This window comes from Microcoleus sp. N9_A2, assembly GCF_036701775.1.
Lineage (GTDB): Bacteria > Cyanobacteriota > Cyanobacteriia > Cyanobacteriales > Microcoleaceae > Microcoleus.
In genome coordinates this window covers 1-15528 of the sequence record NZ_JAUBRH010000096.1, presented here as the reverse complement: position 1 = coordinate 15528, position 15528 = coordinate 1, and the positions used below count along the sequence as shown (strand labels likewise).

General features: G+C 45.4%; 14 protein-coding genes, 1 tRNA gene and 1 pseudogene. 5 read left to right on the top strand and 11 right to left on the bottom strand.

What is annotated here, in order from left to right; genetic code table 11:
- Positions 1–770 (top strand): IS200/IS605 family accessory protein TnpB-related protein (locus tag QUA44_RS28945; RefSeq protein WP_333256944.1); only part of this gene is annotated, 770 nt, incomplete at its 5' end.
- Between the two features lie 173 nt (positions 771–943).
- Here QUA44_RS28945 and QUA44_RS28940 read toward each other — a convergent pair.
- From QUA44_RS28940 to lipA, 3 genes and pseudogenes are all read right to left on the bottom strand, one after another.
- The gene (locus QUA44_RS28940) at positions 944–1471 is read right to left on the bottom strand and encodes a transcriptional repressor (RefSeq protein WP_333092774.1); all 528 of its coding nucleotides are present in this window, start codon (positions 1469–1471) and stop codon (positions 944–946) included.
- A gap of 245 nt (positions 1472–1716) precedes the next feature.
- Complete coding sequence (gene sigC, locus QUA44_RS28935; protein WP_194010915.1) at positions 1717–2985, bottom strand: RNA polymerase sigma factor SigC; 1269 nt, start codon at positions 2983–2985, stop codon at positions 1717–1719.
- A 1025-nt stretch (positions 2986–4010) separates the two neighbouring features.
- Positions 4011–4886, bottom strand: a pseudogene (lipA, locus tag QUA44_RS28930) (lipoyl synthase); the annotation flags it as partial.
- Positions 4887–4977: 91 nt separating this feature from the next.
- On the opposite strand from lipA, the gene QUA44_RS28925 reads away from it, so the two are divergent.
- Positions 4978–5051, top strand: a tRNA-Pro gene (locus QUA44_RS28925).
- Between the two features lie 78 nt (positions 5052–5129).
- Here QUA44_RS28925 and QUA44_RS28920 read toward each other — a convergent pair.
- The 5 genes from QUA44_RS28920 to ispE all read right to left on the bottom strand — a co-directional run bounded on the left by QUA44_RS28920 (position 5130) and on the right by ispE (position 8932).
- Entirely contained in the window at positions 5130–5321 is a 192-nt protein-coding gene (locus tag QUA44_RS28920; RefSeq protein WP_333256941.1) for a hypothetical protein, read from the bottom strand.
- 374 nt (positions 5322–5695) lie between these two features.
- Positions 5696–6430, bottom strand: a complete 735-nt coding sequence (locus tag QUA44_RS28915; RefSeq protein WP_333256938.1) for a hypothetical protein — start codon at positions 6428–6430, stop codon at positions 5696–5698.
- Between the two features lie 286 nt (positions 6431–6716).
- Positions 6717–7343, bottom strand: coding sequence for a DUF488 domain-containing protein (locus QUA44_RS28910; RefSeq protein WP_333256936.1), 627 nt, complete (start codon positions 7341–7343; stop codon positions 6717–6719).
- Positions 7344–7417: 74 nt separating this feature from the next.
- Entirely contained in the window at positions 7418–7771 is a 354-nt protein-coding gene (locus QUA44_RS28905; protein ID WP_333256933.1) for a DUF3082 domain-containing protein, read from the bottom strand.
- Between the two features lie 183 nt (positions 7772–7954).
- Positions 7955–8932 carry a 4-(cytidine 5'-diphospho)-2-C-methyl-D-erythritol kinase gene (gene ispE, locus QUA44_RS28900; RefSeq protein ID WP_333256930.1) on the bottom strand — a complete coding sequence of 326 codons (978 nt, stop codon included), beginning with the start codon at positions 8930–8932 and terminating at the stop codon, positions 7955–7957.
- Between the two features lie 90 nt (positions 8933–9022).
- Between ispE and QUA44_RS28895 the strand changes: the two genes are divergently transcribed.
- The gene (locus QUA44_RS28895) at positions 9023–10408 is read left to right on the top strand and encodes an ATP-binding protein (RefSeq protein ID WP_333256928.1); all 1386 of its coding nucleotides are present in this window, start codon (positions 9023–9025) and stop codon (positions 10406–10408) included.
- Positions 10409–10652: 244 nt separating this feature from the next.
- On the opposite strand, the gene rsmA is transcribed toward QUA44_RS28895, so the two are convergent.
- On the bottom strand, positions 10653–11474 hold the full coding sequence (rsmA, locus tag QUA44_RS28890) for a 16S rRNA (adenine(1518)-N(6)/adenine(1519)-N(6))-dimethyltransferase RsmA (RefSeq protein ID WP_333256925.1): 822 nt from the start codon (positions 11472–11474) through the stop codon (positions 10653–10655).
- 277 nt (positions 11475–11751) lie between these two features.
- Here rsmA and galK point away from each other — a divergent pair, with 277 nt between their 5' ends.
- Positions 11752–12831 (top strand): galactokinase, encoded by a 1080-nt coding sequence (galK, locus tag QUA44_RS28885; RefSeq protein ID WP_333256922.1) that lies wholly within the window; start codon positions 11752–11754, stop codon positions 12829–12831.
- A gap of 446 nt (positions 12832–13277) precedes the next feature.
- On the opposite strand, the gene QUA44_RS28880 is transcribed toward galK, so the two are convergent.
- Together QUA44_RS28880 and QUA44_RS28875 are read right to left on the bottom strand one after the other, a co-directional pair.
- Positions 13278–13673, bottom strand: coding sequence for a signal peptidase I (locus tag QUA44_RS28880; RefSeq protein ID WP_333256919.1), 396 nt, complete (start codon positions 13671–13673; stop codon positions 13278–13280).
- A gap of 181 nt (positions 13674–13854) precedes the next feature.
- Positions 13855–14535, bottom strand: a complete 681-nt coding sequence (locus QUA44_RS28875) for an SRPBCC family protein (protein ID WP_333310066.1) — start codon at positions 14533–14535, stop codon at positions 13855–13857.
- Between the two features lie 728 nt (positions 14536–15263).
- On the opposite strand from QUA44_RS28875, the gene QUA44_RS28870 reads away from it, so the two are divergent.
- The gene (locus QUA44_RS28870) at positions 15264–15443 is read left to right on the top strand and encodes a hypothetical protein (protein ID WP_333310063.1); all 180 of its coding nucleotides are present in this window, start codon (positions 15264–15266) and stop codon (positions 15441–15443) included.
- Positions 15444–15528 lie beyond the last annotated feature (85 nt).

The window sequence follows — 15528 nt, the reverse complement described above, 5'->3', positions numbered from 1 at the left end:
CAGGGGAGGGGAGAGCGGCGACGCTCGAACCTTACCCGACGAGGGAGATACGGCGACGTATGCTCTCTTACCCGACACTTTCACGCACGGTTTTGAAGACCAGCGGGGTTGGTGACAGTCTCGCTGAGTTTAATTCTGTTGGCTGGGCTTATGTCGATACTGAAGGGAATCTCAAAGCCAAAGGGCAGATTCCATTGCAGATGGGCTTACCCAACGGCAAGCAACAGGCTCAGATTGTTGATGCCTGCTTGCAACTAGCAACGAAAGCTGCGGAATTTCAATGTCCCGTAGTTTGCGAAGAACTTGATTTCTCAACAAAAAAGCAATCACTGAGAGAGAAAAGCAGAAAGTATGCCCGAATGTTGTCGAGCTGGGCATACAGTGAGTTCTACAAACAACTCTGTTCTATTTTGTCGAATCGTGGTATTGAGTTGATTGTAGTCAATCCAGCTTATTCAAGTATTATTGGATTGGTAAAATATTTAAGAATGTATGGCTTAGCCAGCGACGAATCGGCTGCACTGGTGATAGCTCGCAGGGCTATGAAATTAAGTGAAAAAATACCTCGCTCCTTAACCGCCTATTCCGAGGTGAACTCGGAAAAGCACGTTTGGAGCGAGTGGAACCAACTAAATAAAAAGATCAAACGTTCCGCTACAATATCACGTCGCTGTGATTATTATAGCGTTTCTAACTGGAGTTTCTTGGTCAACCTCGACCAGAGAGGAAGCGTAAGCGCTAAGGAAGAACGTTTAAAGCTTATACCGTAGAGCTTACCCAGGTTTACCTAGGTTTTCACAAGCGGTTTCTAACTTCCGAGTCATTCGTCAAATGATGTATTTGCCTTAAAAAACCGGTTTCGGCGTAACTGCGATCGCACTTGCGCCGGTTTTTTGTCAATTATTGTAACAATCTGTACTTGAAACGCGAAAATAGTGTACCTTCACTCGATTGACTCCAGAATGTTGTGGCCGTTTTCGGCGATCGACTTCGGACAAGACCAATTGCTCGAAACCAAAGACGGCCATCCCATCCGTAAAGCTTCGTGACACACCGTATGAATAGTTAGCTGGCAGTCTAGCAGGTGCAATCCAGACTTTTCAGCTTGCTTCATACCTGTTTTCAAAATCGAATCGTTGTTAAATTCGATCGTTCTGTTGCACTGAACGCAGACTAAGTGGTGGTGGTGGTGCGGATAAGGCTGATTTATTTCATAATGTTTGTGACCTTCTGCTAGTTCTAGTTCGCGGAGCAGGCTCATCCTTGCCATTAACTTTAAAGTTCGGTAAATGGTGGACAAGCTAATGTTTTCTCCGCGATTTTTTAACAAAGTGTACAAATCCTCGGCACTCAGGTGATTGCCTTTGGGGAGGTTTTGAAAAACGTGCAAGATGGTTTCCCGTTGGGGAGTCATCCGCCAGCCTTTGTCATTGAGTTCGGATTTGAATGAAGACGCGGTGTAAAGTGCCATTATGACCCTCTCAAGAAAGTCTGCCTATTGACAATCATACACAACGATCGAGATATTGTGCAAATATCGCAGCTTATTGAAAAAAGGTTGAGGAAAAAATTTATTTTTTGATATTTTTCGATTGCAAACAGGCCCGAAAGCCCCAGACAGAAGACATAGAAATCCTTGAGAAGTAGAAATCAATACTTCTGCTTTCCGTCTTCTATCTAGATTCAGAAACCGACAGTAGATGCACGCCCATTAATTTAATTGAGAGACTCCAGATAATCACGGACGCGGTTGCGGCGCTTTGGTTGACGGAGTTTTTGCAACGCTTTAGCTTCTATTTGGCGGACTCGCTCGCGGGACAAGTCGAGAGCACGACCGATTTCTGCCAGAGAGTAGGGGTGTCCGTCGCCCAAACCAAAGCGCATCAGAATTACATCTCGTTCGCGGCTGGTCAAATCAGCCAAAAGTTGCTGCAAGTCGCGGTGCAGAGCTTCCCGCATCAGCATTTCTTCTGGGGAGATGCTGTCGGTTTCGAGCAAGTCGCCCAATTCTGTATCTTTTTCGTTGCCCACTTTAGTTTCCAGAGAAACAGAGCGCGGGACTCGCAACAAAACTTCTCGGACTTGGGATGGTGTCATTTCCAGCTCGATCGCGATATCATCGATGGTAGCTGTCCGACCTTTTTCTTGAGAAATTTTGCGCTGGGCTTTTTTGATTTTGTTAAGTTTTTCGGTGATGTGAACGGGGAGGCGGATGGTGCGGCTTTGAGTAGCTATCGCCCGCGTAATTCCCTGCCGAATCCACCAGTAGGCATAGGTGCTAAACCGATAGCCCCGCGTCGGGTCGAATTTTTCGACGGCTCGCTCCAATCCGAGAGTACCTTCTTGTATTAAATCTAGCAACTCTAAACCGCGATTTTGATATTTTTTCGCTACCGAAACAACCAGGCGCAGGTTCGCCTTAATCATGTGGTCTTTTGCTTCGATGCCTTCAGCTTGAATTCTTTCTATCTCCTCGACAGTCATCTCTGCCAATTCTGCCCAATGGCGCTTGCCTTCGGACATAATTCGTTTTAGTTCTGGCACGTCGCCTACACCTGCTGTTAATGCCCAGCGTTCCAGGGAAGGCTTGTGTCCCAACTGTGCGGACAGGCGATCGCGCACCTCTATTACATGAACGAAGCGCCCAATTAGCCCTTCTTCCTGAGAGGCGACGGTACTGCGTAATTCCAGTAGTTTGATATAGCGCTGAACTTTTTGAGCTTCAGAGACTTCTTCGTCTCTACCTAAGAGACGAACGCGACCGATTTCTTGTAAGTAAAGGCGCACTAAATCCGTAGTGCGGCGGCTGGCATTTTTTTGCAATTTGGATGCTGTCTCTGCATCCTCAATCTCTGCTGCGCGTTGGTCGATGAGTTCGTCCCCAGCTTCTTCAGCATCTTCATCCAACACATCTACATCTTGCAATGGATTGACTTGCAGTTGTTCGTCGAATTCAGCTTCAGCGTAAAAAGAGGTGGCTGGCATAGTGATTTTCTCAGTTGCTCCGGGTGAAAAGATGCTACGCTTAGCGGTTATTTATAATTATGATGCCCGCTTTATTAGGACGAACCATCACCGCTGTTTGTTTCTTTACTAACTTTCGTGACTTTTTTTGCTGTTGTTCGATCGAACTTTGGCAGCCCCACTTCTTTTACAAAGATTCAGGAAAACCCTAAGAACTTTCTGATGTAACAGGTTGAAGGCCCGAAAAGTGCGTTGTACTTCTTTGTTTGTATAGCTAGTATAGATACTGACTAGCTAAAAACAAGTGACGTTCGTCAGAAGTTAAGTTAATCTTCATCACCAATAACCTGGTTCCCGATCACTTCGGAAAATTAAGGATTTTTTTAATAAAACTTTATATAACTCGGCGATCTAGATTAAATACGCTGCAGTGAGCGCAGAAGTTTAATCCATTACAGAATATGGGCTTGAGAGTTGCTAGAGTCCGCAGTACCGAGTTATTGGCTGACGCAAAAACCGGGTTTCTTCCTCAAATTTCTGGATTAAAACCTAGAAGTTTGAGGAAGAAACCCGGTTTCTGGATCTCTTTTGGGTAAGTCGCGACTTGGAGGGGGCGATCGACCGATAATTGTTTTGCTGTTGGCTGCTGCTTCCGGGTTAACATCAGGCCAAGAACACCAGCATCAGAAACGGGGTCTTTTGCCCTGGGTCTGCATATAAAGCGCAAGTTTTTCCTCGCTGTTACCCGGTTGATCTGGTTTTAGTGAGAATGGTGCGATCGGGCGCGACTCATTGGTAACAAGTTAAGCTAAGAAAGCATTGTCAATCAGCAATTATGCTCAACATTTACTCGGATTTTGGGCATAAAACTGATATTTGGGCGATCGAGGAATCATGCCTCCCATGATATTTATACTTACTCCCTCTCAAATCGTAAATTTTCCACTCCTAAAAAAGCAGTTTTTTTGAGTAATATTACTGATTGACAAATGCAGTTAAGTCTTAACTTGTCACCAATGGGCGCGAGTCAACTCAAATTAAAATTGCTAGCGTGGGTAAAGTTTCATCAGTTCCCTCACCTGTTCGGCGTGATAGGAACTGCGAGTTAAGGGAGAAGCAACAACTTGCAAGAATCCCAAAGATTCGCCAAACTCTCTCCAAGCATCAAACTGTTCGGGCGGCACAAAACTTTCTACATTCAAGTGCTTTTGAGTCGGTTGTAGGTACTGTCCAACTGTCAAAATATCGCAGCCGACAGCCCGCAAGTCCTGCATCGCCTCCCGAATTTCGCTGTCTGTTTCTCCCAGTCCCACCATGATGCCGGATTTGGTGTAAACCCCAGGTGCGAGTTGGCGGCTTCGCTGCAATAGTTCCAAGGTGCGATCGTACTTTCCTTGTGGCCGCACCTTGCGGTAAAGTCGCTTTACGGTTTCGGTATTGTGGTTGAGTACATCTGGCCGGGCTGCGAGAATGATTTCTAAAGCCTGCCAGTTGCCGCACAAGTCGGGAATCAAAACTTCTATAGTTGTATCGGGCATCGTCGATCGCACTGCTTGAATGCACTCGACAAACTGAGACGCGCCCCCATCCGGCAAATCGTCCCGGTTGACAGAGGTAATCACGACGTGGTTGAGTTTGAGCCGCTGCACCGCTTGCGCCAATCTTTGGGGTTCCGTCGGATCTAAAGGTTGGGGCTTTTTCTCAAAATCAATGTCGCAGTAAGGACAAGCGCGGGTACAAGCCGGGCCCATAATCAAAAAGGTCGCAGTACCTGCGTTGAAGCATTCGCCGATGTTCGGACACGACGCTTCCTCGCAAACCGTATTCAGGGACAAATCCCGCAAAATTTCTTTGACGTTGCCGACGCGCTCCCACTGGGGGGCTTTAACTCGCAACCACTGGGGCTTAACTGTCACGTCTGTCTCCGCCTGAGTAGTGTTTTACAAATCATTATATACGAGCTTGCTAAATTTTAAATTGAATGTGATAGGCTAAAAATATAGTGACTAATTTCGGGATGTAGCGCAGCTTGGTAGCGCACCTCGTTCGGGACGAGGGGGTCGCAGGTTCAAATCCTGTCATCCCGATTGACTTTAAATCTTTACAGGTAACGGGTTTCAGATTTATAACTCTCTAGGATATTCCATTTTCCGCTCATCCTTCGCTCAGTGCGACTCTTCTAAGTAGCTGAGTATCTCCAAAACTGCTTCCATGTCAGCCAAGTCTGCCCTCGACTTTTTGCGCCGCGCTTTTAACTGATTGAGCAGGTCGGCCGGCTCTGCAACTTCTGCAACGGTCAGAGCTGAGTTTTTATTTTCTTCCCGTGAGCGCCGTGCTTCCTTGAGTTCTTGCTCCAACCTCTGCACCTTCAGTCCTAAGTCGCCGTTGCGATCGTGTAACTGATTCAGTTCTGGGTAGTCCTAAACAAGTTCGGACAAAGAGCAGCCGTCAGTGGATTTCAGACAATAATTAGAGAAATTTTGCCAAATAGCGAGGAATAAAAGACGCACAATAAATACGCATAAACTCTATATTTAGCGTGTATATGGCGCACATTTTCGCTATAACTCAATACGGTTAAGTTATAGCGAAAAAAACCGATCGTGCGTAGGTTGGGTTAAGGAACGAACCCTCCGTTTCACTCCGCTCAACATTTTCGCTACAATTTTCCTTAACTGAACCGTATTGCGCTATAACTAGCGCGTCACACTATCGAAAAATTATATCATCATTATTTCTTTCTCATCCTTCTCTGGGAACCTCTTTTAGGCAGTCGCTTAATTTCAGTTTCGCCTCCTTGAAATTCTACTTCTTCTCTAATTTCTAAAGTGACACTTTTAATATCGCTTTCGGTCATTTTTTCCTTTTCATCAATTCCCTCAGAATCCGGTAGATTTTCTATTAACTGCACGTCCAACCCAGAAGTTTGAATCAGGAATTGTGCGATTTCTTGACTAATTTCAGCTTCTCCCATCTCCTGCTCAATTTGCGCCGCCGGTAAATCTTCCTCGGTAGCAGGAAAATCCTCAATTTCTTGACTAATTTCAGTTTCTATGATTTCATTGTTTACTAACTGCATGGATAACTGCTGCTTTTCCCTTGACAATTCCTCAACCTTAGTTCCAAGCATTCTAATCTGTTCGTTGAGAACGCGAATTTCTCGGTTTTGCTGCTGAATCATTTCTTCGGCATCAGCAAGAGTTCGATTTCTCTCTAATATCACCTCATTTTTAGTTTCTAATTCCAAAGCGCTCATAGCGGCTTTAATTACATTATAAAAATGGGGCTTAGATACATCAACTTGTTTAGCATTATGGCGGCTTTTCCCCAAAAGTCCAATCTTTTCTCCTTGCTTAACAGCCAAAACAAAACCTTGATGATTTTTTATTTTTAATTCTTTGACAAAATCTACTTGAACTAAACTGCAAATATATTTGTGACAGTCAAAATAAAATTCTGCTTTCATAAAAAAAAGCACCCCTTTCTGCTACAGTCCCGCAGAATTATAGCATGAAAAACGTTAAAACTAGAAGAAAATTTATAAAAATAGGGTGGGCGCGGAGGGCTGTACCCTAATTTATAAATGTATGCGATGTCAAGAGTTGTTCAGGACTTATGCGAAAAATCGTTTGACGCGCTACTTCTAGCAGTAATGGGCGCATTGTGCCCCTAAAAAATGAGGTTTTGCGGGCTGGAATTTAAATGTTTTGGGTTAGCAAAATTCGCCAAATGCGACATATTTGATAAATTAATTAATTGTTTTTTTGGCTGACATAAGCGATTTCCAATCCGTGACGATAATAAGCTGTTTCTAAATCAACCCTTTCAGTTTTAACATCAGGTTCTAATTCAAAAAAGCTGAGCTGAATAGGTTCATAGTTTTTTTGATATTTGTTAAACTTGCTCAAAAGTCTTTCTTCTAAATGCTGGTGTGATTCTAAATTACCATCTGAAAGAATGTGATTAATTTGTAAATTAAATACTTTAAGTTTGTGGCAAACTAAAATAGTCCTATGACAAGTAATCGGGTCTTTTTCCGCACACATTAAACTGATTTTATAATTGGCTGCGCCTTTGAGTAAGCGCTGCATTCCTGCGGAAAATAGAGGAGTTGCTGCTATGCGATTGTATAAAGCTTTACCGCTAGTATCGTAACAGCTTAAATCTTCGGGTCTGGCGCCCAACTCTTTGCCTAAAAAAACATATTGAATGCCGGCACTTGACAGAGAAGCTGTAATTTCCGATTTATTAAAATGAGGTAAATAGCGGCTGAAAGGATGCGATCGCAGGTCTGCAACCGCCGTAATTCCGTGTTTTTGCAGCAGCAAAACAAACGCTTCAATACTAAGATTGGAGTGTCCGATCGTAAATAATTCCATTGCTTCGATCTTAATATTCAGTCCGCCTGCGCGAAGGAGAGTTTGTGTAGCCCAATTCTTGAAATTGGTAGACTTCAAGCTGTAGGTTTCTTTAGCAACTTTTGAATTAAAAGTTGCACAGCCAGCAGCATTAAACCCAAAGATGCAAAAGCAAAAATACCCGCGCCCAAAGCCACAATCCCCATTACTAAAGTTCGCACAGCCGCGCCAATATTAATCGCAGTCACATTGTCAGAATGAATGGGCGAATTGGCAAAAGTTTGGACTATAGACAAAGTTAGCGCGTACAAAGCCGCCGCAAACCCGCCCGCGATCAGCGAACCAATCACGCACCGCAAAATCGTCGGCGGCGTGGAAGATGCAGAGGTTGCATCTCCAGCCGAACTCAGAGGTTTAGAAGTAGAATTTGGATTAGTTAAATCAGTCATGGCGATTTTAGATTTTAGATTTTAGATTTTAGATTTCTGGTTAATTCACCAAAAATAAAATCGGTGTTGCATGACATATTATCAGTTCTTCGATCTCAATAGACTCTGCGAAAAGTTAGATTCATCTTGACCCTCGCCTGTTAGACAGGTTTAAGGGCCGATCGCGATCGCACCATTTTCGAGTTATACCCTCGCAATCGGCGGTTTCGTATCGTTTCCCTCCGAAAAAATCCGAATTCCAGTATTGCTAAAATTTGCTACCCAAAAATCCAAATCTGGAGAAGCGATCGCACTTTTAACCCGTTCTAAAACCTGCTGAGCCTGCTCTGGAGACTCCGCCAGCGCAAACACCGTCGGCCCAGAACCCGACATCATCGTTCCCAAAACCCCCACCGACTCAAAAGCCTGCCGCAACTGCAACACCTGCGGGTACACGGGCAAAGCAACTTTTTCTAAATCGTTGTGCAGCAATTGACCAATTTTTGATCGATCTTTTTGGGCGATCGCCCCCACCATCGGGCCCGAATGTAGCCGTTCCCGGCGGCACTCCAAATCCTCCGCTGCACAATAGGAACTACTGAACTGCTGGCGATAAGTTTGATACGCCCAGGCAGTAGAAATACTGAGATTTCGGTACTTCGCCAACACCACAGAAAAGCCCCCCAAATCAGGCATTGGCGACAGTTTATCCCCGCGACCAGTTGCCAAAGCCGTACCTCCACTAATGCAAAAAGGCACATCCGAACCCAAGGTTCCCCCCAACTCTTGCAACTCCGACTGAGTAAGCCCCAATTGCCACAGCAAATCCATCCCGACTAAAACCGCCGCCGCATTTGCCGAACCGCCGGCAAGCCCCGCTGCCACCGGAATCTGCTTGTGAATGGCAATCTCGACTCCGCCGTATTTCGCCAAAGCATCGGGGAATTGCTTCGCCAACAAATCCGCCGCCCGGTAAGCCAGGTTATTCTTATCAGGAGGGACTTGCGGGTGATCGCAGCGCACGCGGATCGTGTCTGTACCGATCGCGCGCAAGTCAATTCGATCGGCCAAATCTATGCTTTGAAGTACCATCGCCAGTTCGTGATATCCGTCGGGGCGATCGCCTATAATCTCCAAATACAGATTGATTTTTGCTGAAGCTAGCAGAGAATATGAACGCATAGGTGATTAAGCCGCAGGTGAAAGAAACCCCTGGTTGAAATTAATTGACACCAGTCAGAATCTATTTTCTCACAACTCAAAGGAAATATTATGCCAGAAATCTGGAAAACTTTTTTTAGTTCCGGGTCATTTATTCCTCACGGGCACTGCTATCTCTGGCAGACAAAGTTAGTCTGGCTTCACGTAGCCTCAGATTCGATCATTGCACTAGCGTATTTCTCGATACCCATTACACTGCTTTATTTTATTTCCAAACGCAAAGATTTGCCCTTTGACTGGATCTTTGCCATGTTTGGAGCCTTTATCGTCGCCTGCGGGATCACTCACATATTTGAAGTCTGGACGCTTTGGCATCCTACCTATTGGCTTTCAGGAACCATGAAAGCAATTACCGCCACTATTTCCTTCACTACAGCCATACTTTTAGTAAACTTAATCCCTCAAGCCCTAGCCCTTCCCAGTCCCGCCCAGCTAGCACTAGCAAACAGCCTCCTCGAAGCAGAAATATGCGATCGCATATCAGCAGAAACAGCACTAAAAAAATCCAAAGACGAGTTAGAAATTAGAGTTGAGGAACGCACGAGAGAATTAAAAAAACAAACTCTACAACTAGAACAAACTTTGCTAGAATTGCAGCAAACTCAAGCCAAGCTAATTCAAAGCGAAAAAATGTCATCTTTGGGGCAAGTAGTAGCTGGTGTCGCCCACGAAATTAACAATCCAGTCAACTTCATTTACGGCAATCTGGCTCCTGCTGGCGAGTATGCAAATAATCTCCTGGAAATGGCCGATATCTACGAACAGCACTATCCAAATCCCTTACCGCGAGTCAAAGAAAAACTCCAGTCTCTTGATTTAGATTTTATCCGAGTAGACTTGCCAAAAATCTTATCTTCCATGAAAACAGGGGCGGACAGAATCCGCGATATTGTCAAGTCGCTGCGGACTTTTTCGAGGCTTGACGAAGCCGAAATGAAATTAGCGGACATTCACGAAGGTATTGACAGCACCTTGATGATGTTGCAAAACCGCCTGAATCCTAAACCCGATTATCCCGGCATTGAAATTATCAAAAACTACGGCAATTTACTGAAAGTCGAGTGCTATCCCGGACAGCTAAATCAGGTATTTATAAATATATTTAATAACGCTATTGATGCTTTTGAGGAAGATAGCGAAGACCAGAAACTTGCCCGTGAAACTAATCTCAAAGTCCTCAAAATTTCTACCAGAATTGTAGACGAAAAATGGGTAGAAATCAGAATTCTTGACAATGGGTCAGGCATCGCTGAGGAGGTAGTCGAGCAGATATTCGATCCTTTTTTTACAACCAAACCTGTAGGTAAAGGTACGGGACTGGGTTTGTCTATCTGCTATCAAATTATTACCGAAAGACACAAAGGAGAATTGCAGTGTATTTCAGCACCGGGACAGGGTACGGAATTTATTATTAAAATTCCGATTAGCGTTAAATAATCATTGAACAATTACACAGTCAGTAGTCATTGGTCATTGGTCATTGGTCATTGGTCAGTAGTTATATCATGTCCGGTCGATTGACAAATATAAAATTAGTTCGTAGTGCGGACTTTAGTCCGCTTTCATGGAGCGGACTAAAGTCCGCACTACGAACGAACCGTTTTTGTTATTAATCTACCGGAGATGATATCATTAGTCATTGGTCATTGGTCATTGGTCATTGGTCATTGGTCATTAGTCATTAGTCATCCGAAAACAAATTATTGCTCAAATTCACCCATTGATCCACGCTCAAATCTTCAGCGCGAGATTGAGGATTTATCTGTAACTCTTCTAGCAATTGAACGAGTTTATCTAAATCCACAGCCCCTTTCAAATTATTTCGCAGCATTTTGCGCTTGCTGCCAAATCCCAACTTCAGTAAAGTCTCCAAATAGCGCGGATTAACCGCCGCAGTTTCTATCTGTCTGGGACGCAGCCGCACCACCGCAGAATCGACTTTTGGAGGCGGATAGAAATCTCTAGAAGGCACATCACAAACTAACTCACATTCTGCTAAATATTGTACCCGCACCGACAAAGCGCCAAAAGCTGTCGAACCCGGTTTAGCGTAAAGTCTTTGGGCCACTTCTTTCTGCACTAACAGCACGATCGAATCGAAGGGTTTAGCAGCAGGAACAGATATCGTTCCCAGCAGTTTTTGCAGAATCGGGCCAGTAATATTATAAGGAATATTGGCAACAACTTTATTGGGATTTTGGAATTTGGGAAATGCCGTTAGTTCAGCATCTAAGTCCATTTCCAGGATGTCGCCTTGTAGCAGTAAAAAATTGTCGGTTTGGCCGAGTTGTTTGGCTAGCTTAAGACACAAATCTCGATCGATCTCCACAGCAACAACAGACTCAGCTTCGGGCAGCAAGCGCCGAGTCAGAATCCCAGTACCCGGCCCGATTTCCAGGACACGATCGCGATCCAAAGAAGCCGCTTTCACAATCTTATCTAAGGCTTTCTCGCTTTTGAGCCAATGTTGAGCAAACTGTTTTCGGGGTCGGGTCGATCGCATTTTTTGAATTTTTGGAGAAATCTTAGCCTGTCATTCTATCACAGCTCAATATCTTTTCCCAACTTACGGTGATGTTTATTTTTGTTAACAGGGGTTGAATTAACCAAAAAACTTGGGCACTATAATAAAGACAAACGATAAAAAATAAATTTATTTCTTCCCAATTACCAACAGCACAACACGTAAGTCACGGAGACAGGGATAGCTGTTTTTCCAAATAACCAATAACAAATAACCAATAACAAATAACCAACAACCAATTACCACTTCCCCAAAAATGAAATTCCAACGAGTATTTGGTACATTACCCAAAACCACAGCCAGCGCCCCCGGCAGAGTAAACCTACTGGGCGAACACACAGACTACAACGATGGATTTGTACTTCCAACTGCGATTCCCCAGCGCACAACAGTACAAATCGGCTTCAGCAGCGACGATCGACACCATTTTTATTCAGCAGAATATGACGAACTCATAAATTATTCAGACGACGATACCATACCGCAAAAATTCGTCAGTTATATCTGTGGCTGCCTGAGACTTTTAGAAAAAGAAGGATACAAAATACCGCCAATAAATCTCTACATTACCTCGAATGTGCCGATCGGAGCCGGTTTGTCCAGCAGCGCCGCTTTAGAAATAGCAACCCTCAGAGGAGTGCGCGCGCTGCTGAACCTCCCCCTAGACGACGTGCGGCTAGCTCAAATCGGACAGCAAGTCGAAATCCGGTATGCCGGCTTGAACTGTGGCATCATGGATCAAATGGCGTCGAGTTTAGCAGACACCAACACCATGCTATTTATCGACACGCGCAGCCTCGAATGCCGCCCGATACCTTTTCCCACAAACACAGAAATTTTAATAATTGACAGTGGCGAAAGCCACCAACTCGCAGCAGGAAGCGGTTACAACAAGCGGCGCGCCGAGTGTGAAGAATCCGCGCGGATATTGGGAGTTAAAGCTCTTAGGGATGTCGCCGATCCCAAAGCAGTGGAAGTATTGCCGGAACCCCTCAGAAGACGAGCGCGGCACGTGGTTACTGAAAACAACCGCGTACTCGAAGCAGTAAAATCTTTGCCAGCAAAACGTTTTGGCGAGTTAATGAATGCTTCCCATGCCAGTCAGCGCGATGACTACGAAGTTTCGGTGCCGGCAGTAGACACGCTGGCGGCAATCTTGCAGTCAATTCCCGGAGTCTTCGGCGCAAGGCTGACGGGGGGAGGTTTTGGCGGTGCTTGCGTAGCGCTGGTGGAGAGTGGGAAAGCGGGTGTTATCGCATCAGAGGCGATCGATCGCTACCAGCGCGCGGGTTATAGTGGCCGCGTTTTGGTTCCCGAAGTTAAAGTTAATTCGTGAAATACCTAGCACTGACCTTCGGTACAATGTAGGCTTCGTGTCTCATTTGCTGCTGCTCTGTTGGGTATCCCATTACTGGGTATTCGTCACCTAAGACGATCCGAGTCTGACACAGCATCTCTGGGTTTTTTATACCCTTTATCCCCTTCATAGAGGAACCCACGCAGTCGCCCTGTTTCCCAAGGCAAAAATCTTTCTTCGTACAACAAACTTGGGTTATCTTTTACAGCAGGACATACCTTACTAACCAGCGGTTTGCTTTTTCCTCCTTTCTCTCGCAGTTATCCTTGGTAAGCATATTACTGCTACTGTGACCTGTTGTTTGCAGTCGAGTGAGTGGGTCGCAACCAATTATATTATATAGGTTTCTGTTGGAAAACTTGGGAATTGTAGCTTTTCTTTATAAACCTTGCTCGGCTTATATCCCCGCGCCAAACGGAGTACCGTTATGGCGGGGGACTTACGCCGATTGAGTTAACGCCCGAACTATCTCCCGACAGGGAAGGCCAGCGCACAGTCACGATCACCGAATCCTCCTCCGCAGACCAATAATGAGGCACTCCCGGTAGCCAGAGAGCATAATCTCCTTCGCGAGAAAGCAATATTTCTTGTTCTGGAAATTGCAGGCGAAACCGCCCTTTTACCAGGATAGAAAGCGTGGTGGCTTCCGCATTTACCGCCCACTGAGTCCTACAATCTCCGGCGGGGTGAACTCCCCATTTTACCTCTAACGCAGAAGTCGATCGCGGGTCATCTTCAGGCCTCATAAAGTGACCCGCAAACCAACCGCCCCGACTTGCACCTTCAGCGCCCGCATTTCCGAAAACCACTTGAGATGACATCAGCTAATCAGGTAAACAACAAAGATGGTTATATCTGACATCTTGCCCCATTTTCAATAAGCTTTTTCTGAGCGGGGAGGATGCCCACCCCACAAGAAATTCACTCTTTGTGGAACAGGCATCTTGCCTGTTCTTGAGAATAGTGATCTTCGGCGAGTTAGATGGGGGGACACCATCTAACTTATGACTTGCGGCCCGAAGATTGACCTTCCGTAGTCGCTATTTCCCCAGCTTCCATCAACTGCTTAAAGCGACGTAAATCATTTGCAATTTGCTGTTCTGGAGCTTCGCCAAATAGTTTAGCAGCACCAGCACCAATTGCACCGCCCGGAGGGTTGTATTCGATGACAACTTTTACCTCAGTACCGCGTCCCGCTGGTGCCGCTTGAAAGCGCACAAAACCCGAATTCTCAACATCAGCTCCTTCAACAGACGCCCAAGCAATTAACCGATTTTCTTCTTCGCGCACAATCTCCGCGTCCCATTCCACACTATTGCCCATCGGCGCGCTGGCAATCCAGTGAGAACGTTTTTCATCGATGACCGTAACGTGTTTGAGATGCTTCATAAACCGAGGCAAATTTTCAAAATCGCGCCAGAAACGGTACAATTCATCAGCCGGTTTGTCGATCGTCACTGTCTTTTCAACTTTAATGCTTTGATTGGCATCTGCAGCCGACTGCAAACCCTCCACAACCCCCAGACCGCGCGCCGCTAAACCGCCGCCCGCAACCGCCAGCAAAGCACCTCTCAAAGAACGCTGTGACAAACCAAAAAGCACCAGCGCGCCGCCACCAATTAAAGATGCCCAGCGTTCAGTATCGCTGCTGTTAGTTTGGTTTTGTTTGTCGGAATTTGTCATTGAAGTAGATTCCATTGGTTTAAACGTGGTAAATTAATCTGGCTCTAGCAATTCCCCAGCTTCTTTTTTGTCAAATCCGTACTCTACTATTTTGTCTTCAACCTCTCTGATTAAATTTTTGAACCGAATCAATCGGATTTTGTTGACTTTCTGTTCCTTGAGCGACTGGCATATAAATAGAGACGCACAACCCAGCAGATTGTTGTACCAGCGCTTTGAGTTACTCTACAGATATTAAGTTCACCGCGGAAACTCCTTTTATAAAGGGTTTTGTAATGAAAACAACAGATTCTTTAAAATGTATCTCCACTGGCGCGGCTCCTGCGTCTGCCTAAAGTAATGATCGCCTGCTTTATATCCTTTCATCCCCGGACTAAAACGGGGTTTGCAGCGGCTGTTCCAATCGAACTGCTTATCACCTAAGATAGACGGCGCTAACTCGGCTGCTACTTTACCATATTTTAGTTGAGTCGGGTTCAACTACTCGTTATATCTGATGAAAACAAAAATCTTTCTGGGGTTGCTATGGGCAACATTTATTGCCTACACCTTACTGCTAGCTCCTCTCGATCAGCCCGGAACGCTAACAGTTATGGAAAAAATGCTCAAGTTGCAGCTAGAAGGAATTAACCCCTACCTTGCCACCATATTCGCTCTCATAGGAGTGTGGCCGATGGTCTACGCTTGCCTCTTATTCATTGATGAGAATACCCAAAATATATCCGCGCTTGCCTGCTTTCATCGCTTCCAACGGCGCCGGTATCATCGGCTTAATTCCCTACTTACTCCTCCGCCAGCCCCAGCCAGAATTTTCCGGCCGCAAAGATATGTTGATCAAAATATCAGACTCCCGCTTCCCGCTGGGTGCATCTCACTTTGGCGAATGTGTCAAAAAAGAGTTAAAATGAAAAAGCTAGGTGCGATTCGTTTAGCCGAAACCTGAAAGGGGGGATGGCTAGCAGCGATAGGGTAAACCCACCAGGTTTAGAGTTC

Bases quoted from the DNA above. Each gene is read 5' to 3' on its own strand.
- QUA44_RS28940 (WP_333092774.1), bottom strand. From the start codon at position 1,471: ATGGCACTTTACACCGCGTCTTCATTCAAATCCGAACTCAATGACAAA.
- sigC (WP_194010915.1), bottom strand. From the start codon at position 2,985: ATGCCAGCCACCTCTTTTTACGCTGAAGCTGAATTCGACGAACAACTG.
- QUA44_RS28915 (WP_333256938.1), bottom strand. From the start codon at position 6,430: ATGAAAGCAGAATTTTATTTTGACTGTCACAAATATATTTGCAGTTTA.
- QUA44_RS28910 (WP_333256936.1), bottom strand. From the start codon at position 7,343: ATGGAATTATTTACGATCGGACACTCCAATCTTAGTATTGAAGCGTTT.
- QUA44_RS28905 (WP_333256933.1), bottom strand. From the start codon at position 7,771: ATGACTGATTTAACTAATCCAAATTCTACTTCTAAACCTCTGAGTTCG.
- ispE (WP_333256930.1), bottom strand. From the start codon at position 8,932: ATGCGTTCATATTCTCTGCTAGCTTCAGCAAAAATCAATCTGTATTTG.
- QUA44_RS28895 (WP_333256928.1), top strand. From the start codon at position 9,023: ATGCCAGAAATCTGGAAAACTTTTTTTAGTTCCGGGTCATTTATTCCT.
- rsmA (WP_333256925.1), bottom strand. From the start codon at position 11,474: ATGCGATCGACCCGACCCCGAAAACAGTTTGCTCAACATTGGCTCAAA.
- galK (WP_333256922.1), top strand. From the start codon at position 11,752: ATGAAATTCCAACGAGTATTTGGTACATTACCCAAAACCACAGCCAGC.
- QUA44_RS28880 (WP_333256919.1), bottom strand. From the start codon at position 13,673: ATGTCATCTCAAGTGGTTTTCGGAAATGCGGGCGCTGAAGGTGCAAGT.
- QUA44_RS28875 (WP_333310066.1), bottom strand. From the start codon at position 14,535: ATGACAAATTCCGACAAACAAAACCAAACTAACAGCAGCGATACTGAA.